At 49.5% G+C, this 23,777-nt stretch carries 21 protein-coding genes; 10 read left to right on the top strand and 11 right to left on the bottom strand.

Annotated features, from left to right (window positions below; genetic code table 11):
• Positions 1 to 5 precede the first annotated feature (5 nt).
• The 4 genes from AC2D8L_RS00105 to AC2D8L_RS00090 form a co-directional block, all read right to left on the bottom strand.
• On the bottom strand, positions 6 to 899 hold the full coding sequence (locus AC2D8L_RS00105) for a carbohydrate ABC transporter permease (protein ID WP_484683418.1): 894 nt from the start codon (positions 897 to 899) through the stop codon (positions 6 to 8).
• On the bottom strand, positions 900 to 1,781 hold the full coding sequence (locus AC2D8L_RS00100; protein ID WP_484683417.1) for a carbohydrate ABC transporter permease: 882 nt from the start codon (positions 1,779 to 1,781) through the stop codon (positions 900 to 902). It abuts the gene before it with no gap.
• Between the two features lie 89 nt (positions 1,782 to 1,870).
• Positions 1,871 to 3,115: an ABC transporter substrate-binding protein gene (locus tag AC2D8L_RS00095; RefSeq protein ID WP_484683416.1), complete on the bottom strand. Its 1,245-nt coding sequence runs from the start codon at positions 3,113 to 3,115 to the stop codon at positions 1,871 to 1,873.
• A gap of 43 nt (positions 3,116 to 3,158) precedes the next feature.
• Positions 3,159 to 4,334, bottom strand: a complete 1,176-nt coding sequence (locus AC2D8L_RS00090) for a PLP-dependent transferase (RefSeq protein WP_484683415.1) — start codon at positions 4,332 to 4,334, stop codon at positions 3,159 to 3,161.
• A gap of 279 nt (positions 4,335 to 4,613) precedes the next feature.
• Here AC2D8L_RS00090 and AC2D8L_RS00085 point away from each other — a divergent pair, with 279 nt between their 5' ends.
• Positions 4,614 to 5,669, top strand: a complete 1,056-nt coding sequence (locus tag AC2D8L_RS00085) for a dipeptidase (protein ID WP_484683414.1) — start codon at positions 4,614 to 4,616, stop codon at positions 5,667 to 5,669.
• A gap of 67 nt (positions 5,670 to 5,736) precedes the next feature.
• Here the strand turns inward: AC2D8L_RS00085 and AC2D8L_RS00080 are convergent, their stop codons facing one another.
• From AC2D8L_RS00080 to AC2D8L_RS00070, 3 genes are all read right to left on the bottom strand, one after another.
• On the bottom strand, positions 5,737 to 6,516 hold the full coding sequence (locus tag AC2D8L_RS00080) for an ATP-binding cassette domain-containing protein (protein ID WP_484683413.1): 780 nt from the start codon (positions 6,514 to 6,516) through the stop codon (positions 5,737 to 5,739).
• Position 6,517: 1 nt separating this feature from the next.
• Positions 6,518 to 7,639 carry an ABC transporter permease gene (locus tag AC2D8L_RS00075; protein ID WP_484683412.1) on the bottom strand — a complete coding sequence of 374 codons (1,122 nt, stop codon included), beginning with the start codon at positions 7,637 to 7,639 and terminating at the stop codon, positions 6,518 to 6,520.
• Between the two features lie 69 nt (positions 7,640 to 7,708).
• A complete protein-coding gene (locus AC2D8L_RS00070) occupies positions 7,709 to 8,662 on the bottom strand; it encodes a sugar ABC transporter substrate-binding protein (RefSeq protein ID WP_484683411.1) in 954 nt (317 codons plus the stop codon).
• A 177-nt stretch (positions 8,663 to 8,839) separates the two neighbouring features.
• Here AC2D8L_RS00070 and AC2D8L_RS00065 point away from each other — a divergent pair, with 177 nt between their 5' ends.
• The gene (locus AC2D8L_RS00065) at positions 8,840 to 9,844 is read left to right on the top strand and encodes a LacI family DNA-binding transcriptional regulator (protein WP_484683410.1); all 1,005 of its coding nucleotides are present in this window, start codon (positions 8,840 to 8,842) and stop codon (positions 9,842 to 9,844) included.
• A 5-nt stretch (positions 9,845 to 9,849) separates the two neighbouring features.
• Here AC2D8L_RS00065 and AC2D8L_RS00060 read toward each other — a convergent pair whose 3' ends face one another.
• Genes AC2D8L_RS00060 through AC2D8L_RS00050 form a run of 3 tightly spaced genes read right to left on the bottom strand, consistent with a single transcriptional unit; the run spans position 9,850 to position 13,032 of the window.
• Positions 9,850 to 10,995 (bottom strand): Gfo/Idh/MocA family protein, encoded by a 1,146-nt coding sequence (locus AC2D8L_RS00060; RefSeq protein ID WP_484683409.1) that lies wholly within the window; start codon positions 10,993 to 10,995, stop codon positions 9,850 to 9,852.
• A gap of 3 nt (positions 10,996 to 10,998) precedes the next feature.
• A complete protein-coding gene (locus AC2D8L_RS00055; RefSeq protein ID WP_484683408.1) occupies positions 10,999 to 11,898 on the bottom strand; it encodes a sugar phosphate isomerase/epimerase family protein in 900 nt (299 codons plus the stop codon).
• Positions 11,899 to 11,919: 21 nt separating this feature from the next.
• Positions 11,920 to 13,032 carry a Gfo/Idh/MocA family protein gene (locus AC2D8L_RS00050; RefSeq protein WP_484683407.1) on the bottom strand — a complete coding sequence of 371 codons (1,113 nt, stop codon included), beginning with the start codon at positions 13,030 to 13,032 and terminating at the stop codon, positions 11,920 to 11,922.
• A 135-nt stretch (positions 13,033 to 13,167) separates the two neighbouring features.
• On the opposite strand from AC2D8L_RS00050, the gene iolD reads away from it, so the two are divergent.
• Genes iolD through AC2D8L_RS00020 form a run of 6 tightly spaced genes read left to right on the top strand, consistent with a single transcriptional unit; the run spans position 13,168 to position 19,857 of the window.
• Positions 13,168 to 15,054, top strand: coding sequence for a 3D-(3,5/4)-trihydroxycyclohexane-1,2-dione acylhydrolase (decyclizing) (gene iolD, locus AC2D8L_RS00045; RefSeq protein ID WP_484683406.1), 1,887 nt, complete (start codon positions 13,168 to 13,170; stop codon positions 15,052 to 15,054).
• Positions 15,054 to 16,034 (top strand): 5-dehydro-2-deoxygluconokinase, encoded by a 981-nt coding sequence (gene iolC, locus AC2D8L_RS00040; protein WP_484683405.1) that lies wholly within the window; start codon positions 15,054 to 15,056, stop codon positions 16,032 to 16,034. Before iolD ends, iolC begins: the two co-directional genes overlap by 1 nt.
• Positions 16,035 to 16,058: 24 nt before the next feature.
• Entirely contained in the window at positions 16,059 to 16,901 is an 843-nt protein-coding gene (locus AC2D8L_RS00035) for a 5-deoxy-glucuronate isomerase (protein WP_484683404.1), read from the top strand.
• Positions 16,898 to 17,728 (top strand): class II fructose-bisphosphate aldolase, encoded by an 831-nt coding sequence (locus tag AC2D8L_RS00030; RefSeq protein WP_484683403.1) that lies wholly within the window; start codon positions 16,898 to 16,900, stop codon positions 17,726 to 17,728. Before AC2D8L_RS00035 ends, AC2D8L_RS00030 begins: the two co-directional genes overlap by 4 nt.
• Position 17,729: 1 nt before the next feature.
• Complete coding sequence (iolG, locus tag AC2D8L_RS00025) at positions 17,730 to 18,719, top strand: inositol 2-dehydrogenase (protein ID WP_484683402.1); 990 nt, start codon at positions 17,730 to 17,732, stop codon at positions 18,717 to 18,719.
• 1 nt (position 18,720) lies between these two features.
• Positions 18,721 to 19,857 carry a phytanoyl-CoA dioxygenase family protein gene (locus tag AC2D8L_RS00020; protein ID WP_484683401.1) on the top strand — a complete coding sequence of 379 codons (1,137 nt, stop codon included), beginning with the start codon at positions 18,721 to 18,723 and terminating at the stop codon, positions 19,855 to 19,857.
• A gap of 4 nt (positions 19,858 to 19,861) precedes the next feature.
• Here AC2D8L_RS00020 and AC2D8L_RS00015 read toward each other — a convergent pair whose 3' ends face one another.
• Positions 19,862 to 20,743: a LysR family transcriptional regulator gene (locus AC2D8L_RS00015; RefSeq protein WP_484683400.1), complete on the bottom strand. Its 882-nt coding sequence runs from the start codon at positions 20,741 to 20,743 to the stop codon at positions 19,862 to 19,864.
• 101 nt (positions 20,744 to 20,844) lie between these two features.
• Here AC2D8L_RS00015 and AC2D8L_RS00010 point away from each other — a divergent pair, with 101 nt between their 5' ends.
• Together AC2D8L_RS00010 and AC2D8L_RS00005 are read left to right on the top strand one after the other, a co-directional pair.
• The gene (locus AC2D8L_RS00010) at positions 20,845 to 22,344 is read left to right on the top strand and encodes a CoA-acylating methylmalonate-semialdehyde dehydrogenase (RefSeq protein WP_484683399.1); all 1,500 of its coding nucleotides are present in this window, start codon (positions 20,845 to 20,847) and stop codon (positions 22,342 to 22,344) included.
• A 224-nt stretch (positions 22,345 to 22,568) separates the two neighbouring features.
• Positions 22,569 to 23,777: HAMP domain-containing protein (locus AC2D8L_RS00005; RefSeq protein WP_484683398.1), on the top strand; the 1,209-nt coding region annotated here is incomplete at its 3' end.

Here is a 23,777-nt window from a genome sequence, read left to right as displayed (position 1 = left end):
TTGCATTACCCTTTTACTGCCCCGGCCGCGATGCCGCGTACGAACCAGCGTCCTGAAACAAAATAGACCAAAAGCGGCACCAGCGCTGTGAGAAGCGTAGCCGCCATATTTACGTTGTATTCTTTCTCGCCACGCAGCGAGTTCACGATGTTATTCAGCTGAACAGTCATCGGCATATTGTCGCGACCGCCAAAAATCAGGCCCAACAAATAGTCATTCCAGATGCCTGTAACCTGCAAGATCACAGCAACAATGATGATGGGAATAGAAAGCGGCAAAAGCACAAATCGATAGGTCGCCCAGAACCCGGCACCATCTACCCGTGCAGCCTTGAAAATTTCTGAAGGCAGCGTTGAGTAGAAATTGCGAAAGATCAGCGTCATGATCGGCAAGCCAAAAATCGTATGGATTGCAACAATGCCCGGCAGCGTGCCGTAAAGCCCGGTCGCGGAAAAAATCCTAATCATCGGATAGAGCAATGCCTGATATGGAACAAATGCCCCAAACAACAGAACCGCGAAGAATACTTCTGCACCTTTAAAGGTCCAAAACGTCAAAATGTAACCGCAAAGCGATCCAGCCATTACAGAAACAATAAGGCTCGGGATCAAGATGCGCATTGAATTCCAAAACCCGACTTTAATGCCTTCGCATTGGAGACCGGTACATGCTGTGCCCCATGCCTTGGTCCACGCGTCGATTGACCAAACGCGCGGCCATTCCAAAATATTGCCTAGTCGAATTTCAGGCATTGTTTTGAGTGACGTCATCACAACGACATAAATTGGCAACAAAAAGAACGCAGCAGCAATTGCCAAGAACAAGTAAATTGCGATCCGGTTATATGAAAGACTACTTGGTTTTGCGCCGCTTGGTACGACAGAACGAACATCGGTCATTTACGATCCCTTCTTGCGCATATGTTGAATATAAAGCCACGGAGCAAGGGCCGCGATCACAGTGATCAGCATCACTGTCGCACCAGCCATGGCTAGGCCAACATTGGCGCGTTCAAGAATGTGATCCAACACAAACTTGGCTGGCACCTCTGTGGCAATTCCGGGTCCGCCATCTGTCATGGCGACAACAATGTCAAAGCCCTTGATCACTGAAAGCCCGAGCAGAACAACGCTCGCAAAAATTACAGGCCCAAGTACAGGCGCAATGATATGAACATAGACGCGCCATGGCCTGATGCCGTCAATGCGCGTCGCACGCCAAATCTCTTGATCAACGCCGCGCAATCCAGCCAGCATCAAAGCCATCACGAGACCAGATCCATGCCAAACTGCAGCAATTACGATGGTATAGATCGCCATGTCTTGGTTCGCTAACCAATCAAACGTGAAATTGGTCCAACCTAGTTCGCGCATTGCGTTTTGAATGCCTAAGGTTGGATTTAACAACCATTGCCAGGCAAGGCCGGTCACGACAAATGAAAGCGAATAGGGATAAAGGAATACCGTGCGAAAGAATGACTCGCCTCGAATTTTTTGGTCAATGAGGACCGCCATCAAGAAGCCGAGGATCAATGCGCCGGATATAAAGAAAATGCCGAACAAAACCATGTTCTTGAGCGACACGAGCCAGCGCTCGGTTGCAAACAATCTCTCATACTGAGCAAAGCCAACATATTTGGCGCTTGGTAACAATTTTGATCCGGTAAAGGACAATTGTACCGACCAAGCAACGCACAGTACAAACACCACGAACACAACAACGATGAAGGGTGTTATCGCAATCCGGGACGCAAACTTAGAACTACGTAGATATCGTGACATCTCGTATCCTTAGGTAAAAGCAATGGAAATATTGCGCCGCGACCCCAACAATTGGGAGGAGTCAAAAGTCGCGGCGCAAGAATCGACAATTAGTCGATTGTTTTAACGGCGTTCACCATGCGAGCGATCGCATCGTCAGCACTCATATCTTCAGAGTTCCAGAACTGCGTGTAGATGTCCTGAAGTGCTCCGGCCAAATCGGCAGAGATATACATGCTGGTTGAACCAACATGGGTATCATCACGGGCAGTCAGCTTAATCGCTTGTTGACCGCAAACATCCATCTTGGAAACGTCAACGTCAGGTCGAACTGGGATCGAACCCTTCACATTGTTAAACGCAACTTGAACTTCAGCGTTCATCATTGTTGTCGCCATCAATGATTGAGCCGCACGATCTTCCTCGTTACCCGTTTTTGGGAACACGAAAACATCGCCAGAAATCATGTATGGAGACCCTTCGATAACAGCAGGGATACAGCCATATTCTACGCCGGGTTTTTGACCAGCGGCTAGGAATTCACCCTTTGCCCAGTCACCCATGATTTGCATACCGGCTTTACCAGATATCACCATGTTCGTGGCGTCATTCCAGCTACGGCCAGGTGAACCAGCGTCTGTTTCTTTAACAAGTGCACGCAAACGTGAGTAAATATCAAATACCCGACGCATCATGCCAGAATCAACGGCATTCAAATCGCGCTCTTTAAACACTTTGAAATATAGCTCTTGTCCACCAACGCTCAACAACACAGCGTTAAACGTCAATCGTTCCTGCCAGCTTTCACCACCAAGTGCCAATGGAACAACGCCAGCAGCCTTCAGTTTTTCTGCAGCAACAAAGAAGCTATCCCAATCCGTAGGTGCTTCAACACCAGCGCTTTCCAACACTTCAATGTTGTACCACATCCAGTTTGATCCATGGATGTTCACAGGCACGGCGTAATACGAACCATTACGCTTCACGAGGTCTTTGAAAATACCTGGAAATAGTTTGTCCCAATTGCCAGCGGCGGCTTCTTCATCAAGTGAATTGAGCAATCCTGCATCAACGATTTCTTCGAACTCGCGTGAAGTGTTGAACTGACCAACTTGAGGCGCATCTCCACCCATCAAACGGTTGATGAAGGTCGACTTAGCGGCACCGCCACCAATTCCATTATCAACCCATTCACCGCCGTTGGCGTTGTATGCATCCGCGAAAACCTTGATCGCAGCTGCTTCGCCAGCAGATGTCCACCAGTGTAGAACTTCAGCTTTTTTGCCATCGGCCATTGCAGCTGGCGTGAGCGCCAATACAGCAGCACCTGCCAACAAAATCTTTTTCAACATCATTATTCTCTTCTCCCTAGTTAGTCTTAACTCGACCATGAACTGGCTAAGTCTCGGTCCTCCCAGAAACACCCGACGCAAGTGCGCCCTTGATGTCGCTGAGAATTGCTTCACGGCCTTCAAGGCCGCAGAAAATCCTTATGGTGTTTTTAGGCACGTCAAATCGATGCATCGCATTCGGGCCCTGATCGCTTCGTTTGGCGATTGACGCTGGTAGCGCGAGGCTTTCGTAGCCGCCCCAACTCACGCCCAGGCGAACTATTTTTAGCGCGTCACAAAAGGCCGCAATTTCCACATTGTCCTGCAGTTCAATTGTGAACAGACCGCCGCCGCTGCGAAGTCCATCGGGCAATGGTGCGCTCACGCCTGGGCGATATATATTGCGAATATTTGGATCGTCTTTTAACCCTGCAGCCACAAAGTCAGCGGTTTCACAATGCTCGCGAAGGCGCACACCCAAAGTGCGTAATCCACGTAGGATCAGCCATGCTTCCATCGCGGATAGTTTGCTGCCCAACAAGGACAGTGACTGCCCTCGAATTTGATCAACAAGATTTGCACTGCCAATAACGCAGCCAGCAACAATATCTGAATGGCCACCCAAATATTTCGACGCAGAGTGGGCCACCAAATCAAAGCCCATCAACAGTGGGTTTTGCAGCAATGGAGATGCGAAACTATTGTCAAAAATTGTGGTTACGGCGTGTTTCTTCGCTAACCCGGCAATCGCTGGCAGGTCGAACGCTTCAAACACAAAACTGTTTGGGCTCTCAATATATAGAAGCTTTGCACTGGCAAGCTTTTCATCCAGCTCAACCAAATTGGCGCAGTCAACATATTCAACCGAAATGTCAAATCGCTGCAGAAACAACTCAAAAAATCGATAAGCGTCCGAATATACATTCTCGACGCACAGAACTGTGTCGCCAGCATTCACAAATGCCAAAATGGAACTGGAAATCGCTGCCATTCCACTGCCAAAGGCAATCGCAGCCTCACCCTGTTCGAGCTTCGCGAGCTTGCGCTCTAGCTCAGCAACCGTCGGGTTTTCTGTTCGTGAATAAATATTGGCATTGCTCTTGCCTGTATATCGCGCTTCCAATGCAGCATAGTTTGGAAAAACAAATGTGGATGAAGGATGAATGGCAGGCGAAGCTGCCCCAAACGGGTGCTCCATATCATCTTGAGCAAGCATTAGTTCCAGAGCATCTTTGCTTAACACAGGTTCACAATTCCAATTCAAGTTGCCATATAAGACGTCAGACGTCTGATTTATGAACTAGATTATTTGCTGCTGTCAAGCACATACCAGCGAAATTTATTTCGTGCGGCTAAACCCAGAATCCACCATTGATACATCTGACGTCATATGTTTACTGTAGCGCTATCACATGCATCTTGTTGAATTGATGGTGCTTTATCTTGATGTCTTATGTTTATGAGGCGTCGCAAATCTCAGGCAAACTGCGCCTTTTATCGAGCGAATTTTTGGGGAAGAAAATTGGATAAATTTGATTTTTTTGACGGACACAACGACACACTTTTGCGCCTACTCAAGGATTTCGGCGAAGATTCTGCACACCATTTCATTGACGGGAACTCTAAAACTGATTTGGATTTACCACGAGCAATTGAAGCAGGCTTTGCAGGCGGTTTTTTTGCCATTTTCGCCCCTTCACCCGAGCAGCATGACTTTGCTGATTATCAGATAAAAACCGGTTATCAGGTGCCGATGCCACCCGCATTGCCAATCGCACACGCGCAGCATTCTACATTTCAATTGGCTAATCTACTGAAGCAGATCGAAGAAAAATCGGACGGTCGATTCTCGATTTGCACCAACACAAATGACATAAAAAAGATACGAGCAGAAAACGGCATAGCGGCTATTATGCACATCGAGGGCGCTGATTGCATCGATCCAGATTTCAAGATGCTGGATGAATTATATGACCGCGGCCTGCGCTCAATTGGCCCAGTATGGAGCCGTAATAACAATTTCGGAAATGGCGTGCCATTTCATTTCCCAAGTTCGCCAGACATTGGCGATGGCCTGACGCCGCTCGGCAAGAACTTGGTCGAAAAATGCAACGAGAAGAAAATGCTGATCGACCTTTCTCACCTCAACGAAAAAGGTTTTTGGAATGTCAGCGAAATAAGCAACGCGCCGCTGGTAGCCACCCACTCCAATGCGCACCATTTGTGCGCATCGCCACGAAACCTAACCGACAAACAGCTCAAAGCCGTATCAGATAGCGGTGGCGTTGTCGGCGTCAATTACGCACCATGCTTTTTCTCGCCGGATGGGTTGCTGGATGCCAGCACACCAATTGAACTTCTGCTTTCCCAATTCGAATATTTGGTCAATCAGGTTGGAGAAGATGGCGTGGCGTTGGGGTCGGATATTGATGGCGTTGTGATGCCCGAAACAATCGGCGATATCACTGGCGTGCCCACATTATTTGAGGGGCTGGCGGCGCGCGGCCTTAGTGACAATCAGATTGAAAAAATTGCAATTGGCAATTGGATGCGCGTGTTGGGCGATACAATTGGATAGCCCGGACAAAAAAATGTCGCGATGGAGTTAACCGTCGCGACATTAGTTAAAGGGAGTTTGCGTAGTTTTAGACAGTACCGCCCAATGAACCTTCCAATGTTGCCAGTTCCTGACCACCAGCCATCATATCTTGCAGTTCTTCGGGCGAAATTTCATCGCGCTTTGCAGTGCCCAACGTCTTGCCGCGGTTAAGCACGGTAAAACGATCACCAACCGCCATCGCATGCCGCACATTGTGCGAAATGAACACGACACCAATGCCTTTTTTCCGCACCTTATCGATGGTGGCGAGAACATTGGATGTTTGGCGTACGCCAAGAGCTGATGTGGGCTCATCCAAAATCAACACCTTCGCACCAAAGTGAACAGCACGGGCAATAGCAACGGTCTGACGCTCACCGCCCGACAACGTGCCAACAGCCTGAGTTGGTTCCCGCAACCGAATACCCATTTTGGCCATCTCGGACATGGTGACCTCATTGGCGTGTTCAAAATCGATAAAGTTGAACGGGCCAACCTTTTTCTGGGGTTCGCGCCCCATCCAAAAATTGCGCGTGACCGACATAAGCGGGATCATGGCCAGATCTTGGTAAACGGTCGCGATGCCGGCCTCGATTGCCGCGCGAGCGTTGCCAAATTCAACCTTTTCCCCATCGACCAAGATTTCACCTTCGGTCGGCTGGTGAACACCCGACATGGTCTTAATAAAGGTCGACTTTCCAGCGCCGTTATCACCAAGAAGGCAATGACATTCACCTGGCATTACAGAGAGCGAAACACCTGCAAGCGCGATAACAGAACCAAAGTGCTTTTGGATATCGCGTAGTTCAATAAGTGGAGTACTCATCTCATCGTTCTCCTGTGATCATGCGACGAATGTAAGTGTTCAGAATAACCGCAAAGAGCAGGATTAGACCTAGGAACACACGGAATAGCGAGCTTTCAACACCGGCAAAGAACAAGCCTTGTTGAACAACACCAAATATCAAGGCACCAAGTGCGGCCCCAATAACTGAGCCATAACCGCCCGTTAGAAGTGCCCCGCCGATTACCACGGCAATGATCGCCTCAAATTCTTTAAGCAACCCGCGGTCAGCACCAGCTGATCCAAATTCCATCACCTGACAGGTCGCAAACACTGTCGCGCAAAATGCGGTAAACATGAACATCAAGATTTTGACGCGATTGACGGGAACTCCAACATAGCTAGCTGCTTGTGCGTCTCCGCCAGCGGCAAAGATCCAGTTGCCAAATCGAGTTTTAGTCAAAACGATATGACCAAAAACAATCAGAATCAGTGCCCAAACAATAAGCATCGGTATGCCGTCAACGACAGGTAGACCTGCTTTAGTTCCACGTTCAAACGTCGCGATTAGTCCGGCTTCACCGAGCCAGCTGAACAGGTCTTGAAATATTTTGCCGCCAAATACTGCCGCAAGCCAGTCACCTTCAGCCGCATCGCGAATGCCACCAATAATCGTTTTTCGTTCGATCAATTGCGGCAGAAAAATTGTAAATCCGCGCAAGATGAACAAAAACGCTAGCGTAACAATAAAGCTTGGAAGGCCAGTTCGGACCACGACATACCCACTGAGCGCACCGATGGCGACACAGACAACAAACGTGACCAATATGGCAATCCACACCGGCAGTTGAAGGGTAATCGACATGATCGCGATAAGCATGCCAGCAAAGCCGATCATCGAGCCAACCGACAAGTCAAATTCGCCTGCGATCATCAACATGCACGCACCAACTGCAATGATTGCAAATTGGGCTGAAACGATTGTCCAGTTCATAACTCCTTGGGAGTTGAACATTCCTGAATCAGATGCCGTCAGGAAGAAAAATACAAACACGAGAATTGTACCGCAGATACCGCCCAATTCCGGGCGTATAAGTGCCTCGCGGAACTTAGAACGAACTTTAACCCGTTCATCAGGGGCTGCTGGAGCATTTTCGTTGGACATTGAAACCTCTATTCAAACAATGAAAAGGGGTGGTCAGCAAGGCCGACCACCCCATCAGTCTATTACCGACTAGCGATATTCGCCAGCAAACTCTTCAACTTTAGCCAAAGCGTCTTTAGTTACGAAGCCAGGGCCAGAGTTGATGTTGTTGCCTGGAAGCACGCCGTAACGGTCATAGTTGGTAAGAATCACAACCGGCAGATAAGCCTGCAAGAATGGTTGTTGGTCGATACCCCACTGGATAACACCTGATTTAATGCCTTTAACGATGTTATCGCCAAGATCAAATGTACCAAAGTAGATGTCGCCCGCCATGCCATTTTCTTCCAATGCAAGAAGAGTTGGATCAGCTGAGGTTGGACCAAGTGTCAAAACAGCATCTGTATCTGGGTTTGCTGTTAGGTAAGCTTGAACACGGTTTTTAATCTCAGCAGGATCTTGACCACTATCAATCATTGAGCTTCCAAGATCGATACCAAGACCGTCAGCAAATCCGCGACAACGCTCAGCTACCACGGTGTTTGAAATAACGTGGTTCACACAAACAAATGAGCCAATGCCATCGCCTTTAGCGCGAAGACCGGCAGCAAAGCCTGCGTCATATTCTGGCTGACCAACAAACATCAAAGCACCAACTTCGCGTGTCTGTTCAGGTGTACCTGAGTTCATGATGATCACATTGATGCCCTGATCAACCGCCGCGCGGATTGGTCCGCTAAGCACGTCAAAATCAGCCAATGTTGTGATGATGCCGTTTGGATTTGAAGCCGCAGCTTGCTCAATAATACGAGCCATGTCAGCTAGATCACCAGTTGGCGGGTTGCGGTATTCAACCTCAACACCCATTTGCTCACCAGCAAGGGCGATACCATTCTTAATGGTGTTCCACCAGCTATCGCTATCTGGAGCGTGGCTGACCAAAATGTACTTTTCGCCTGCAGCCTGTGCAGCTGAAACGACGCCAGTTGTCGCCAAAGCAACACCTACGGCTACGCCAGCAACGGTTTTGAGTAATTTCTTCATTTTCTTCCTCCCAATTCAGAACGACGACTTGTTATCTAACTAGACAACAGCTCAGTCACATATAATCAAACACAAACGAATTCATTTTGCAACCGGTTGCAAAAATAAGTTTTGAACTTTATGTTTTTTATGTGGATAGAACGGCGGATCGTTTTCAAAAAAGGTATGGTAGAGGCCATGGCGATAACATTAAAAGAAGTTGCGAAATTGGCTGGCGTGTCTAGGTCTGCTGTTTCTCGCTCTTTCACAGATGGCGCAAGTGTTTCCGACAAAACACGAAAGAAGGTCGAGAAAGCCGCGCTTGAGCTTGGTTATCGCCCCAGTTTAATCGCAAGAAGTTTGGCGACAAATCGCACAAAACTAATTGGACTTGTCGCAAACAACTTCCAAAACCCAATATTTTTGGAAGTCTTTGACCTTTACACCCAAGCCTTGCAAGAAAAAGGCCTTCGGCCGCTTTTGGTCAATTTGACCAATGAAACCGATCCCGAAAATTCCATTCAAATGCTACGGCAATATCGTGTTGACGGTGTGATAGTAGCGACATCGACGCTTCCGCCGGAATTTTCTATCGCATTGAAAAAAGCCGACGTGCCAGTCGTCCATGCCTTCGGCCGCTTCAACGCAACTCAGCATGTTCATGTGGTTGGAATTGATAACCAAGCTTGCGGACGCATGGCCGGGCAAACGCTAATAGACCATGGATATAAGTCTGTTGGCTTTTTGGGCGGCCCAAAATTTGCGACGTCAACTCAAGATCGTGAATTAGGCTTTCGCCAAGTCATGAAAGAAAATGGAATTGAAATCGCCAGCGTTCGCTATGCCGACGCATATGCATATGATGCCGGACGGCGCGCGATGCATGCTCTATTGGAAGAAGAAAAAGTTGAAGCCATGTTTTGCGGTGATGACTTGATCTGCATTGGCGCAATGGATGAAGCCTGGTCAAAAGGATTGCGTATCCCCGAAGATATTGGATTTATCGGGTTCAACGATATGTCGATGGCTTCATGGCAGGCTTACAACTTAACGACAATTCGTCAGCCTACACGAGACATCATCAAAAGCTCAATTGAGCTGGTTGTGTCGATGGTAGAAAATCCAGGCCGCGCATTGGAAACACGAATTTTTCCCTGCGATGTAAAAGAAAGGGGCACATTGCGCCCCCTCCCAAAATCGTAAGTTATTTAGATATCCAAGTCCGTCCAAACGCTATCAGCTTTCGCTGAACGGGTAGATGCGTCGATTGCCGCCATGGAAATCATGCCGTCATAAGCCGTTGGATATTCGACATCTTTTGCGTAAATGACCTTACCCGATTTACGAGCGTCGATGTCTTTTGCGATGCTTTTGTAGATATTAGCAAACGCAACTGGTGCCCCTTCAGCGTGTCCAATTGTTAGACGCGACGCATCCAATGAAGATTGGCTTAGACCGTTTTGACCGCGCTCTAATATTTGCACACTTTGGTTGATCGGGTTCCAATAAAGTTGGTTTGGTTGTTCTTGTGCCCAACGCAATCCGCCTTTTTCACCAAACACTTGCAGCGTCAAACCATGCATGCGGCCGATGGCAATGGAGCTACTCCATAATCTGCCAACCGCACCTTTGTTCATGCGCAACGCCACCAGCGCATCGTCTTCGAGCTCGCGACCTTCCAAACAGGCGGCGAAATCGGCTGAAACTTTGGCCGGATTTTGCCCCAGAACGAAGCTTGCGAGATGAAGCGCGTGAATGCCGCAATCAGCAAACTGTGCCGAGATACCGGCCTGTTTCGGATCGTAACGCCAACGAACACGCGGATTGTCGGCATCTGCCGCATCAGCATGGAACCCATGCGAGAACTCAGCCACAAACGAACGCACCGCACCCAGCTCACCTTGCCTAATCATATCGCGCATCTGGCGCACCATCGGGAAGCCAGAATAGCCATAATTGACCGCGCAGATTTGCCCCGTGGACTTTTGCAAAGCAACGATTTCCTTTGCTTCGTCCAATGTCATCGTCATCGGCTTTTCACAAAGGACATGAAATCCATTTTCCAAGAAAGCTTTGGTGATTTCAAAGTGCGTCGCGTTGGGCGTCGCGACCGTTACAAGATCCAACCGTTCGGCACGATTCTTTTCGCCTTCCAGCATTTCCTGCCAACTGCCATAAGCTCTGTCAGAATCAAGTCCTAAGCGAACGCCATAATCGTTAGCCCGGACAGGATCGATATCCATCGCGCCAGCGCAAAACTGGAATTTGTCATCAAGCGCAGAGCACATACGATGAGCAAGCCCAATTTGACTGCCTTCACCGCCGCCGATAATTCCCCATCTAAGTTTTGTCATTTATCAATCCAATTCAAAACCAATTGACGCCAAGTAGTTGCGATTTAACTTTGCATCGCTAACTGGTGAAGTGTCACCTTCTGGGTCACAATCTTGCTCAACTGTGCACCAACCTTCAAATCCTGACTGTACCAACATGTCACGCACTGCTGGAAAATCTGTTTCGCCATCCCCAAGATTACAGAAAATTCCATTGCCGCAGGCTTCGTAAAAGTCAACCTGATTCTCGATGGTTTCTGCCTTCACCTTCGGATCTATGTCTTTGAAATGCATATAGGAAATTCGATCCATATGGCGCTTCATAAAGGCAACCGGGTCAAATCCCGCATAGTGAGAATGCCCCGTATCTAAGCAGATCTTAAGCACCTTCTCATCAACTTCATCCAAGAGCCTTTCAACTTCATCTTCAAAATCCATGAAGCCCGCAGCATGGGGATGGATTGACGGGGTTAGCCCATATTCTTGTGCACCCAATTTGGCGACATCTTCAATGCGACCGCGATATGCACGCCATTCCGCATCATCCATTTTTTCAGCTTTTGACGGACGCCCAGCGGTTGGCGCTCGTCTAGGAGAGATAGAATCGATGAGAACAAGGTGCTTGGCACCATGGGCTCTCAATGCTTTACACGTGCGCACTGCACCATCCATAACATCATCCCACTTGTCAGGGTCATGAAACGCGCGGAAAACAACGCCCCCAATCATCTCGAGTTCACGCATTGCAAACTCATCAGCGACAAGGTTTGGCTCCTCCGGCATAAATCCAACAGGACCCAGCTCAATCCCTTTATACCCGGCTTGCTTGCACTCATCCAAGACTTTTAGCCAATGCGGGTTGCGTGGATCATCTCCAAATTCAACGCCCCAAGAACATGGTGCATTACCAATTTTAATTGTCATATCGGTGACCTTATTAAACACTCAATTTGCGCTGACCTTTTGCCAGCTCTTATTTTGCGACGAAACAAACGCTGTTTCGACAATTTTATTTACTTGCAACCCATCTTCAAACGTTGGCCAAACAGCCTCGCCCGTTTCAATAGCTTGCAGGAAATCTTTTGCTTCAATGATGATTTGATCCTGATAGCCCGTGCCGTGGCCCGGCCCCTGACAAAACGCCAAATAGTCCGGGTGGCTTGGCCCAATCAGAATTTTTTTGAAACCGCGCTCAGCTTCAGGACCCTTCATTTCATAGAACCAAAGCGCATTTTGATCTTCTTGATCAAATCGAATGGCGCCTTTTGTGCCTGTAATTTCATAGGCATAACCCATTTTTCGACCCGTCGCCGTACGCGAAAAGTAAAGATGGCCCATTGCGCCAGATGCAAACCGGCACATCATCTGTGCTTGGTCGTCATTGGTCACCTTTTGAGGACCCTCGTCAGACGAACGTTCCTCAAAAACTGTCTCAATTTCTGCAATCAGTTCTGTGATTGGCCCAACAAGCGCTAGAGCACCATTGATCATGTGCGGGGCGAGATCACCCATTGTGCCATTTGCACGTCCTTCTGTCCGCCAATTTGCTGGCAATGATGGGTCAGCCAAAAAGTCTTCTGTGTGCTCGCCGCGAAACCAGGTTACGTCGCCAATTTTGCCGTCAGCAATGAGTTTGCGCGCAAACTGGCTGGCAGGTGTACGGATATAGTTGAACCCAACCATGTTTGTAACGCCCGCTGACTTTGCAGCCGAAACCATTGCTATGCTGTCTTCAACTGATGCTCCAAGAGGTTTCTCGCAAAAAACAGGCTTGCCGTTCGCAAATGCTAATTCTGCAATCTCTCGATGCGTTTCTTGGGGTGACGCAATCACAATTGCTTCAACTTTGTCGTCCAACACGAGGTCACGCCAATTCGTGGTTGCACGCGCAAATCCAAAATCAACTTTATACTGGTCAGCCGACTTTTCAGACCGGGCACAAACCATCTCTAAACGGGGGCGCAACTTCGTGTTGAACACAGTGCCCACCGCGCTCATTGCAACCGCATGGGCCTTCCCCATATAGCCGCCACCAACGATGCCAATACCTATTTCCAACCCAAATCCCCATTTTTTTCAAATTCTTTTTGCAACCGGTTGCAAAATAGGTAAACTCCAAATATGCTTTGTCGTCAAGAGCAAATTGTCATGGCGCAATTTGTACATACGATCTGGAAATTTTTGGAGTAACTTATGTCAGGCACCGCTGACACGATCCGGCTAACAATGACGCAAGCACTTGTGCGTTATTTGGCCGCGCAATTTATAGAGATTGAGGGCGAAACTGTTCGCCTGTGCGCAGGCGGCTTTGGCATTTTTGGCCACGGCAACGTTTCCTGCTTGGGCGAAGCGCTTTACAACCATCGCGAAGAACTACCACTTTACCGCGGTCAAAATGAGCAATCGATGGCCCATGCCGCAATTGCCTATACAAAAAAGACCTTACGCCAACGGTTTATGTTTGCGTCCGCGTCCGCGGGACCTGGCACAACAAATATGGTGACAGCAGCAGGGTTGGCCCATGCCAACAGATTGCCGATTCTGTTTTTATGCGGTGATACATTCAACACCCGACTGCCAGACCCAGTATTGCAACAGGTTGAAAACTTCAACGACCCTACGTTAAGCGTGAACGACGCATTTAAGCCGGTCACGCGTTTCTGGGATAGAATCACACATCCAGCGCAAATCCTGCATTCACTGCCGAACGCCATCGCAACGATGCTTGATCCTGCTGATTGTGGGCCAGCTTTTATCGGCATGCCACAAGATGTGCAGGGCTGGGCATATGATTACCCGCTCTCGTTCTTTGAAAAGAAGGTTCATCGTCTACGTCGGCAAGCAGCGGATGAAAACGAGATGGCCGATGCTGCAAAGGCAATTTCAAATGCTGAACGTCCCGTCATCATTGCTGGTGGTGGCGTTCAATATTCGGGTGCGACTGAAGAGCTGCAAGCGTTTGCTGAAAAGCATCAAATTCCAGTTATTGAAACGATTGCCGGACGCGCAAATTTTTTGCATGAGCATGATTTGAATTGTGGTCCTGTTGGCGTCACCGGGTCAGATTCGGCAAATTATGTTGCTGAAAATGCCGACCTTGTTTTGGCTGTCGGCACGCGACTTCAAGATTTCACCACTGGGTCATGGACCGCTTTTGCGCAGGACGCAAAATTGGTCGCCCTAAATGTTGGTCGATTTGATGCAGGTAAACATTTGGCAAAACCAGTGGTTGGCGATGCTAAATTATGTTTGCCCATTCTATCTTCACGTCTCGACAGCTACCAAGCACCTAAATCTTGGTTAGAAACGGCAAAATTGGAACGTCAAAAGTGGGATGCATATGTTGACGACAACATTTCCCCGAACGGGGCCGATGGCTCCAATCGTCCGATGTCATACGCGCAAGTGGTTGGCGCCGTAAATCGGCTTTGCGAACCCAACGACAGGGTTGTTGCAGCGGCAGGCGGACTGCCGGCTGAAGTCACCGCAAATTGGCGCACAAAGTCGCTTTCATCTGTTGATGTCGAATTTGGCTTCTCATGTATGGGATACGAAATTGCTGGTGGTTGGGGCGCACGTATCGCGCAGATGGAAGACGCGCCAGAAAATGACACGATCGTTTTCACCGGCGACGGATCATACTTGATCATGAATTCGGACATTTATTCTTCGGTTCTAACCAACAAAAAGATGATCATCATTGTCTGTGACAATGGAGGCTTCGCTGTCATCAATAAGTTGCAAAATAACACCGGCAACAAGTCGTTCAATAACCTGATTGAAGACTGCAATATTGTTGGCGAACCATTTGCAGTGGATTTTGAAGCTCATGCCCGTTCAATGGGTGCTGCAGCCGAGACAATTCAAACCATTGAAGAATTCGATGATGCCTTCGCCCGCGCAAAAGCGTCCAAGCGAACTTATGTCATTTCACTCAAAGTCGACCCATATGAAGGCTGGACCAAGCAGGGCCATGCATGGTGGGAAGTTGGCACACCCGAAGTGAGCGACAGCAGCGACGTTCGAGATGCCCATGTGGACTGGGAAAGCTCGCGTCACCGCCAGCGCAAAGGTGTATAATGGTAGACTTTTCTCGCCTTCAACAACGCAAGTTTGTCGTGTTCGGCCGTGCTGGGATGGATTTTTATCCTGACCCTCCAGGTACGCGCACCAAAGAAGCTTCGCAGTTCTTCGCCTGTCTTGGCGGCTCATCTGCGAACATTGCGGTCGCCCTAACCCGGCACGGCTGTTCCGCAGACTTAGTGACCTCGGTGTCAAACGACGCCATAGGTCATTTTGTCCTTAACCAATTGGACCATTATGATATTGGCCGCGATTATGTAAAACTTGTCGACGGTGAAATGCGCACGTCGCTCGCCGTTGTCGAGACGCGGGTTGAAGACCATCAATCCGTCATCTATCGCAACAACGCCGCAGATTTCGAAGTAAATTCATCCGACTTTGCCGATCTTGATTTCAGCCAATATGGCGCGATGATCTTAACAGGCACAGCGTTAGCAGGAGAGCCATCTAAGTCTGCTACAATGGAAGCAATTGGCCGTGCGAAGGCTGCAGGCCTACCCATCATTTTTGACGTTGACTATCGTCCCTACTCTTGGCCATCAAATGAGATCGCGTCTGCGACATATCGAGAAGTTGCAGAGCAATGTTCAATTGTTGTTGGCAATGATGACGAATTTGGCGTGATGGCAAACGACTATGACCAAGGCCAAGACTTTGCCAAACATCTGGCTCAATCTTCCTCGTCGATTGCTGTCTATAAAATGGGGCACAAAGGTTCGGTAACATTCGTTGATGACGACGAGTTTCGAACAGGCATTTTTCAAGTTAAGGCACTAAAACCCACAGGTGCTGGCGATGCGTTCATGGGCTCTTTCATTGCTGCACTCGCGCAAGGAAACTCAGTACAAAAAGCTGTCGAAAACGGCTCCGCCGCCGCGGCCTATGTCGTTGAGCGGGTAGGTTGTGCACCGGCGATGCCGAACACCCAGGAACTAGAAGAATTCATCAAAAATCATAGCGGCCTTTCAGCCGTTTGATCGGTTTTACGCATAGGAGTTAACATGCATATTCCGCCATTTGACAACCAGAACAAACCGATCGTTGATGTAAATGACAGCCGCGTTCCACTTAACTATTTCAACATAGTAAAGCTCAACCGCGGTGATGCATTTGAATATCAAACGCCGGGTTATGAGACATGCGTGGTGCCTGCAACAGGCACCATCGATGTGGACGTTGAGGGTCAGAAATATGTCGGCATTGGCCAACGCACTGTAGATGTTTGGGATGGTGAACCTGAAGGTGTCTACGCACCGATCAGCGCGAAGGTTACTTTCGTTTGCACATCAGAAACCGCCGAAGTTTTCATCGCCGGAGCACCATATGAAAAGGCGCTAGACCCATTTGATATCCGAGCGGCTGATATTGATCTTGTGCAATACGGATCTGACGATACAAAAACCCATCGCAAGATAAAGCATATTCTGGGCAACAAGCTCCACGACAAGGTCGGTCGCTTGTTGGTCTCTGAACTTTATACCGTGGGACAAGGTGGCTGGTCAGGCTTTCCACCGCACAAACACGATACGGATCGTTTGCCCGATGAAACCCGGCACGACGAAACCTACAATTATCGGTTTAAGCCTGACCATGGCTTCGGTATGCAGCTTGTTGAACGTGAAGAAGGCAAGGTCGGCGACGCCTATCACTTGGTGAACGGCTCTACGATCTATTTGGAAAACGGATATCACCCTTGCGTGGCGGCACCGGGATACGAAATGTATTATTTCACGATCCTTGGTGGCCTATCCCAGCGCTCACTGGTGCAATATTTCCACCCCACCCATTCCTATCAGATTGAAACGATTCCGGGCATCAAAGACATGATTGCGAAATTTAAATGAGTGCAGTTTCGCTGGCAGACGTTTTACAACCTGCAATGACGGGCGGCTACGCAATTGCCGGTCTAGTCGTTTTGGGTTGGGAAGACGCGCGCGCTTATGTTGAAGCCGCAGAAGAAACCGGCATACCAATAATTTTGCAAGCTGGCCCCGGCTGCCGCAAACATACGCCTGTGCCAATCTTGGGCAGAATGTTTCGCCATCTTGCAGAGCAAGCAAGTGTGCCCGTGGTTTGCCACATTGACCATGGATATTCAGCTCAGGAATGCCAAGAAGGTATCGATAGCGGCTTCACGTCCGTGATGTTTGATGGCTCAAAATTACCCATTTCCGAGAACATCGATAAAACCGCAGCCATTGTTGAAGTGGCCCATGCCGCAGGTGTTTCTGTTGAGGGTGAAGTTGGTTTTGTAGGTTATGCCGAAGGCGCCGCCTCTGCAGGTACTTTGCCTGAAGAAGCCCAGCGATTTGATAAGGAAACCGGCGCCGACGCCCTCGCGATTTCGGTTGGCAATGTGCACCTGAAAACGGAAAAGACCGCAGGCATCAATATCGAATTGTTGCGCAAAATCGAAGCCGTCACCCAATTGCCGCTCGTGCTACATGGCGGCAGTGGCGTACCCGTTGATGTGCGCCAAATGTTGGCCAAAACCAGCCGTGTTTCAAAGTTCAACATTGGGACCGAACTGCGCATGGCATTTGGCAATGCGTTGCGTAAGTCGGTTGCAGACCAACCCGACAAATTTGATCGTGTTGCTCTATTGGAACCAACAATCACGCCGGTTCGGGACGCAACGAAAACAGTGATTACAGCCTTTGGGAGAGCCTAAAATGCTGAGAATTGGACTATTAGGTTGCGGCCGTATTGGCCAAGTGCATGCGCGCAGCATTGCCCTAAACCGCGATGCAGAACTTGTGGCCGTGGCAGATGCGCTTGAAGCTTCTGCAAACCAATTGGCCAAGGAGCATGGCGCTCAGGTACGCGATGCTTATGCGATTTGCTCGGCTGATGATGTAGATGCTGTATTGATCGGCACGCCAACCGATACACACATCGATTTCATCCTGGCCGCCGCAAAAGCGGGCAAGGCGATCCTTTGCGAAAAGCCATTTGATCTGGACACTAATCGCATCAAGCAATGCCTTACTGAACTGGACGAAAAAACAGTCCTGATGTTTGGTTTTCAGCGCCGATTTGACCCTCACTTTGGTGCACTGAAAGCGCAAATCAAGCAAGGGGCAATTGGCGATGTTGAAATGATCAATCTGATCTCGCGCGACCCCGGTCCGCCGCCGCTTTCTTACATCGCCCGATCCGGTGGCATATTTGCGGATATGATGATCCATGACTTGGACATGGCACGCTTTCTGTTAGAAGAAGAGCCAATTTCCGTGCAAGCAATGGGTGCAGCCCTTGTGGATCCAGCAATTGGGGAAGCAGGCGACTTTGACAGCGCAGTCGTTCAACTTCAAACCGCAAGCGGCAAAATCTGCCAAATTTCATGCTCGCGTCGCGCAACTTATGGCTACGATCAACGGGTTGAAGTTCATGGCTCAAATGGCGCGCTTCAGGCCAAAAACCAGCATGAAAATGCGGTCCGCCTAGCCAATGGAGACGGTTATCGTGACGCCCCTTTGATGAATTTCTTCCTCGAGCGCTACATGCCTGCGTACCGCATAGAGCTTGATCACTTTATTGATGCTGTCAGGAATGGCGCTGCGCCAACGCCCTCGGGCAACGACGCTCTTAGAGCCCAAATGCTGGCAGAAGCCGCGCAAAAATCAGCACATACAAAACAAACCGTCTTTTTGGATCAATAACATGTTTTATTCTGAAGCTAAATGCAGCCTTGAAGATTTCGCACCATTGGTGACACGCACACTTAGCGTTGAAGAAGCACCAAACGCAGCCTCAATTATCAAAAACATTCCAATTTATGAGTGCGCAACTTTGCGCCAACTCACAAACAGCAATCGCAGCGGCATATTGAGTGAACTTGCAGGCATGCTGCTGGATGGCGCAGGCGTGTTTGTGATGAAGGGTGCGTTCACCGACACAGGTGTGGTCGATGATGCGTCAGCCGCGTTTGATACGATCATTGAAAATGAACGCGAGACGATCTCTGGCGGCGACCATTTTGCCGCGAAAGGCGCAAATGACCGGATCTGGAATGCACTTGAAAAGCTTTGCGTTGAAGCGCCCGATGTTTTTGCCCGCTATTATGCAAATGATATGGTCGCCCTCGCCGCAGAAGCATGGCTGGGGCCAAACTATCAGGTCACATCGCAAATCAACGTGGTGCGCCCTGGCGGCCAAGCCCAACAAGTGCATCGGGACTACCACCTTGGGTTCCAATCAGCGGATGAAGCTGGCCGATACCCTGCGCATATGCACCATCTTTCACCTGGTCTGACACTTCAAGGTGCGGTCGCCCATTGCGATATGCCGATTGAAACTGGCCCGACCAAGTTGCTGCCATTTTCTCAGACATATCAGCCCGGCTATATGGCTTGGCGCAGAAAAGATTTTGTCGCCTATTTTGAAGACAATTGCGTTCAGTTACCACTTGAAAAAGGTGATGCCGTTTTCTTCAACCCAGCACTGTTCCACGCCGCGGGTTCGAATGTCACCGCAGATGTTTCACGCATGGCCAATCTGTTGCAAATTTCCTCGGCGTTCGGACGAGCTATGGAAATTGTAGACCGGAAACGCATGAGCAATTGTGTATTCCCGGCCCTTACGTCCAATAATTTGGGCCAGCAAGATGTCGTCAATGCCATTGCCGCAACTGCAGAAGGCTATTCGTTCCCCACAAATTTGGATCGCGATCCACCGATTGGTGGGCTTGCACCCAAAACGCAACAGCAAATCTTGGCAGAGGCCGTCACGCAGGGTTGGACGAGAGACAAACTGAGCACTGAGCTAGACGCATTGACCGAACGGCAATTATCTCACTAAATAATCAGGAAAATAGCTCGCGTTCGCTCTTCACCAAGTCAACGAGGAACTTGGTGACGGCGGATACACGAGCCAAATCACGTTGGCTTTCATGCACTGCCAGCCAATAGGAACGCTCGATCTTTTTCTCGGCTAAGATGGGCTCCAATGTTGGTTCTCTCAGCGCCAAATAGTCGTGCAAAATGGCAATCCCTGCCCCACCCTTTGCCGCTTCCAATTGCCCGGCTGCGCTTGAAATTGCCAAGTCGGACCGCCAATTGCGCAGGAACTCATGGGTGTAATTTAGCGAGGGCGTGTACATCAGGTCGTCCACAAACCCAATGAGTTTATGGTTGGAAAGCTCGGCTCGCTCCGTTGGCCGCCCCATCCGATCGAGATAGGATTTCGATGCATAAAGCCCCAAACTATAATCCGTGAGCTTGCGCGCAACCAACCGACCCTTTTCCGGACGCCCGACCATGATCGCGATATCAGCTTCCCGAAGCGACAATGAAAAACTGCGCGGCACAGGCACGAGTTCAATCTTTAAGTCGGGATAACGGTCTCCAAATGCAAACAAACGAGGTGCCAAAAACCCAACACCGAAACCATCCGGAGCGCCAATACGCACTGTTCCGCTCACCCGCGCATCGTTATCGGCCATGCCTTCAAGGCCAACTAAAATTTCACTTTCTGCGCGCTCAAGCGAAGCCAAAAGTTTTTTGCCTGCATCGGTCAACTCACATCCATTGGTTCGCCGAACCAATAGTTTACTGCCAACAGCATGTTCCAATGCAGACACCCGCCGACTCAGCGTCGCCTGATTGACACCTAATGAACGCGAAGCCGCCAAAAACTGCCCATGTCGACCAACCGACAGAAACAAACGCGCATCATCCCAATTCATTATCTTATTCCAGTTTTTGAAATTCAGTTCATCAAATATGGATATTTAATTTCAATTTTGCAAGTTGTAAGTTTGGGCAAGTTCTTTAGGAGAAACAGCGCATGACCCAAATTGGCCATTTCATATCCAATAATGAAGTTGCAGGCACATCCGGCAACCACAAAGATGTTTTCAATCCCTCCACAGGTGAAATCAGCGCGCAGGTCGCGTTGGCAAGTGTCGATGAAGTCGGCACAGCCGTTGCTGCGGCAAAAGCTGCGTGGCCAGCTTGGTCAAAAACACCTGCATTGCGCCGTGCCCGAATTCTGGATCGGTACAAAGCAATCTTGTGGGAACGGTTGGATGACCTCGCTCGCGTAATCTCAAACGAGCACGGCAAAACATTTGACGACGCCCAGGGCGAAGTCACCCGCGGGTTGGAAGTCGTCGAATTTGCCGTCGGCATCCCCCACCTCATCAAGGGTGAGTTCAGCGAAAATGTCGGCACAGGCGTCGATAGCCACATGGTGCGGCAAGCACTAGGCGTTGTGGCTGGCATTACCCCGTTCAACTTCCCCGCCATGGTGCCAATGTGGATGTTCCCGGTGGCGCTCGCAACTGGTAACACATTCATCCTGAAACCAAGTGAGCGCGATCCATCCGCCGCCAACTTGATGGCTGAATGGTTAAAAGAAGCTGGCCTGCCAGACGGTGTGTTTAATGTGGTGCACGGCGATAAAGTCGCCGTTGATGCATTGCTTGAGCACCCTGACGTTAAAGCGGTCAGCTTTGTTGGTTCAACACCCATCGCGCAATATATCCACCAAAAGGGTGTGGCCAACGGCAAACGCGTGCAAGCACTTGGCGGCGCGAAAAACCATATGGTGATCATGCCAGACGCCGACTTGGATATGGCTGCAAACGCATTAATGGGCGCTGCTTTTGGCTCGGCTGGCGAACGTTGCATGGCCATTTCTGTTGCCGTGCCCGTAACCGACGCCGTGGCAGACGCATTGGTTGAAAAACTTGTGCCTAAAATTGAAGCTCTAAAAGTCGGCCCGTCGCTTGAAGCCGGCATGGAAATGGGCCCACTCGTGACCGGTGAGCACTTGTCAAAGGTTACTTCCTATATTGACGCCGGTGTCGATCAAGGCGCAAATCTGGTGGTCGATGGCCGCGGCATCAAAAAGCCTCAAGGCCACGAAGACGGATACTTCATTGGCGGATCTCTATTTGACAACGTCACCCAAGACATGACGATCTACAAGGAAGAGATCTTTGGCCCTGTACTTTCCATGGTACGTCGCCAGTCTTACCAAGACGCTGTCGACCTCATTCACGGACATGAATATGCAAACGGCGTGTCCGTCTTTACCCGCGATGGCGACACTGCACGTGCCTTCTCGCAGGATATTGAAGTTGGCATGGTGGGCATAAATGTACCCATTCCGGTTCCAATGGCCTTTTACAGCTTCGGCGGCTGGAAGGCGTCGCTGTTCGGCGATCATCATATGCATGGAATGGAAGGCGTGCGTTTTTACTCGCGGATGAAAACAACCACGAGCCGTTGGCCAACGGGCGTGCGCAACGACGCCCAGTTCTCAATGCCAACATTGGGCTAAACATCTAAAACAAAAACGAAAACGGCGCCGGTACACCGGCGCCATCTTTGTGTTCGACGTCAGGTCTGATCCCTTTCTCTTAAAAAAAAGGCGGCGCGTGTTTTCCTACGTAGATTTCGGGAGGTATTTACCATTAATAAAACTGCAACCGATTGCAGGTATGCTAATCAGAACGACTCAAAACGCCCTATGAGCAGTATGCAACCGGTTGCAAGGAAACTTCGATGTCTAGCATTTTTCACAAGCAAATATTACGTGTCCCCGCCAAGTTTGTGTTTTTCTCGGCATGCACCGGGCTGTTGGTCGCAATAGTATCCTACATCGCGGCGGCAAATATTATTACCGAGCAAACAGAAGCTCGAATGACGTTTGTGGCGAAAGAAGCTGAACAAGATATCAGCAGCTTTGTGAACGAACGTATTGACCTCGCTTCATCGCAAGCCCGAGACCCAAATGTCATCTCCGCCATTCAAAACCTTCGTTCTTCCCTAAAGAAATATGGCGAAGATTGGGGGGAGCAAATTCGGGCTGACTACGGACCTGGAGGGGACGTCGCGTCCAAGAATGAAGGCGACAAGACATCCTACGACAGAATGTTTGCCAAGTTTGGACCAACATTTTCCGAACTCGCAACTTCGTACGGCCTAACAAGTGTTCTACTGGCCGATCCTGAAGGCACCATCTTTTACTCAACCAACATGGGTGCAGAAATTGGCAACAAGCTAAACCTGCCTGCACCTATTATTACGCGCGAAAACCTGTTTGCCAGCGACTTAACTCAAATGGGTGCAGAAGAGACTTCAGCCGCCCAATTCATTTGGGCAAATGTCGTGCACTATGGGGATCATATCGGCACCGTTATCCTGCAAATTGATAAGCCCGCTATCATCGAGGCTCTTGGGCATCCAGCAGCGCTTGGCGAAACAGGCGAAGTGCGCCTCGTTGACAGCAGTAACATTGTTTTAGGAATCTCAACACCCGTTGGGCAGCGCAACCCTGAGATGGTGATCACGCAGGATTTGGCTGCAGCAGAGGGCTTTAACTCTTTCATTGACCAAGACTTCCAAACAAATGTGCGTGGTCGCGTCGAGCCCGTATCTGTCTCTGAATTTGGATGGAGCATCTTGGCTCTGGAAACAGAGACAGAAGTATTCGCACCGCTCCGAAACCTTGTCTATTCGATTTCAGGTTTAATGGCGCTCATCCTACTGGGTGCATCTGCGCTAGGATTTTACTTCTCTCGCGGCATCGTCGGCCCCATTACAAAACTTGAAGCAACCATGCAAAAAATTGCTGGTGGCGAATTTGAAACTGAAATTAAGGGACTCAAACGTAAAGACGAACTCGGCGAAATGGCGCGTGCGGTTGAAGTGTTCCGGGAGAACGGTCTTCGGGTGAACCAAATGACCGAGGAAGAAAAGATCGCCGAGCGT

It is taken from the genome of Maritalea sp. YIW29, assembly GCF_057219265.1.
Note: the sequence above shows the minus strand (reverse complement) of the source record. Positions and strands in the feature narration are given on the sequence as shown.

Excerpts from the sequence above, each read along its gene's own strand:
- AC2D8L_RS00055 (WP_484683408.1), bottom strand. The coding sequence starts at position 11,898 with ATGACAATTAAAATTGGTAATGCACCATGTTCTTGGGGCGTTGAATTT.
- AC2D8L_RS00080 (WP_484683413.1), bottom strand. The coding sequence starts at position 6,516 with ATGAGTACTCCACTTATTGAACTACGCGATATCCAAAAGCACTTTGGT.
- AC2D8L_RS00020 (WP_484683401.1), top strand. The coding sequence starts at position 18,721 with ATGTTTTATTCTGAAGCTAAATGCAGCCTTGAAGATTTCGCACCATTG.
- iolC (WP_484683405.1), top strand. The coding sequence starts at position 15,054 with ATGGTAGACTTTTCTCGCCTTCAACAACGCAAGTTTGTCGTGTTCGGC.
- AC2D8L_RS00105 (WP_484683418.1), bottom strand. The coding sequence starts at position 899 with ATGACCGATGTTCGTTCTGTCGTACCAAGCGGCGCAAAACCAAGTAGT.
- AC2D8L_RS00035 (WP_484683404.1), top strand. The coding sequence starts at position 16,059 with ATGCATATTCCGCCATTTGACAACCAGAACAAACCGATCGTTGATGTA.
- iolG (WP_484683402.1), top strand. The coding sequence starts at position 17,730 with ATGCTGAGAATTGGACTATTAGGTTGCGGCCGTATTGGCCAAGTGCAT.
- AC2D8L_RS00010 (WP_484683399.1), top strand. The coding sequence starts at position 20,845 with ATGACCCAAATTGGCCATTTCATATCCAATAATGAAGTTGCAGGCACA.
- AC2D8L_RS00095 (WP_484683416.1), bottom strand. The coding sequence starts at position 3,115 with ATGATGTTGAAAAAGATTTTGTTGGCAGGTGCTGCTGTATTGGCGCTC.
- AC2D8L_RS00065 (WP_484683410.1), top strand. The coding sequence starts at position 8,840 with ATGGCGATAACATTAAAAGAAGTTGCGAAATTGGCTGGCGTGTCTAGG.
- AC2D8L_RS00100 (WP_484683417.1), bottom strand. The coding sequence starts at position 1,781 with ATGTCACGATATCTACGTAGTTCTAAGTTTGCGTCCCGGATTGCGATA.
- AC2D8L_RS00060 (WP_484683409.1), bottom strand. The coding sequence starts at position 10,995 with ATGACAAAACTTAGATGGGGAATTATCGGCGGCGGTGAAGGCAGTCAA.
- AC2D8L_RS00070 (WP_484683411.1), bottom strand. The coding sequence starts at position 8,662 with ATGAAGAAATTACTCAAAACCGTTGCTGGCGTAGCCGTAGGTGTTGCT.
- AC2D8L_RS00075 (WP_484683412.1), bottom strand. The coding sequence starts at position 7,639 with ATGTCCAACGAAAATGCTCCAGCAGCCCCTGATGAACGGGTTAAAGTT.
- AC2D8L_RS00030 (WP_484683403.1), top strand. The coding sequence starts at position 16,898 with ATGAGTGCAGTTTCGCTGGCAGACGTTTTACAACCTGCAATGACGGGC.
- iolD (WP_484683406.1), top strand. The coding sequence starts at position 13,168 with ATGTCAGGCACCGCTGACACGATCCGGCTAACAATGACGCAAGCACTT.
- AC2D8L_RS00015 (WP_484683400.1), bottom strand. The coding sequence starts at position 20,743 with ATGAATTGGGATGATGCGCGTTTGTTTCTGTCGGTTGGTCGACATGGG.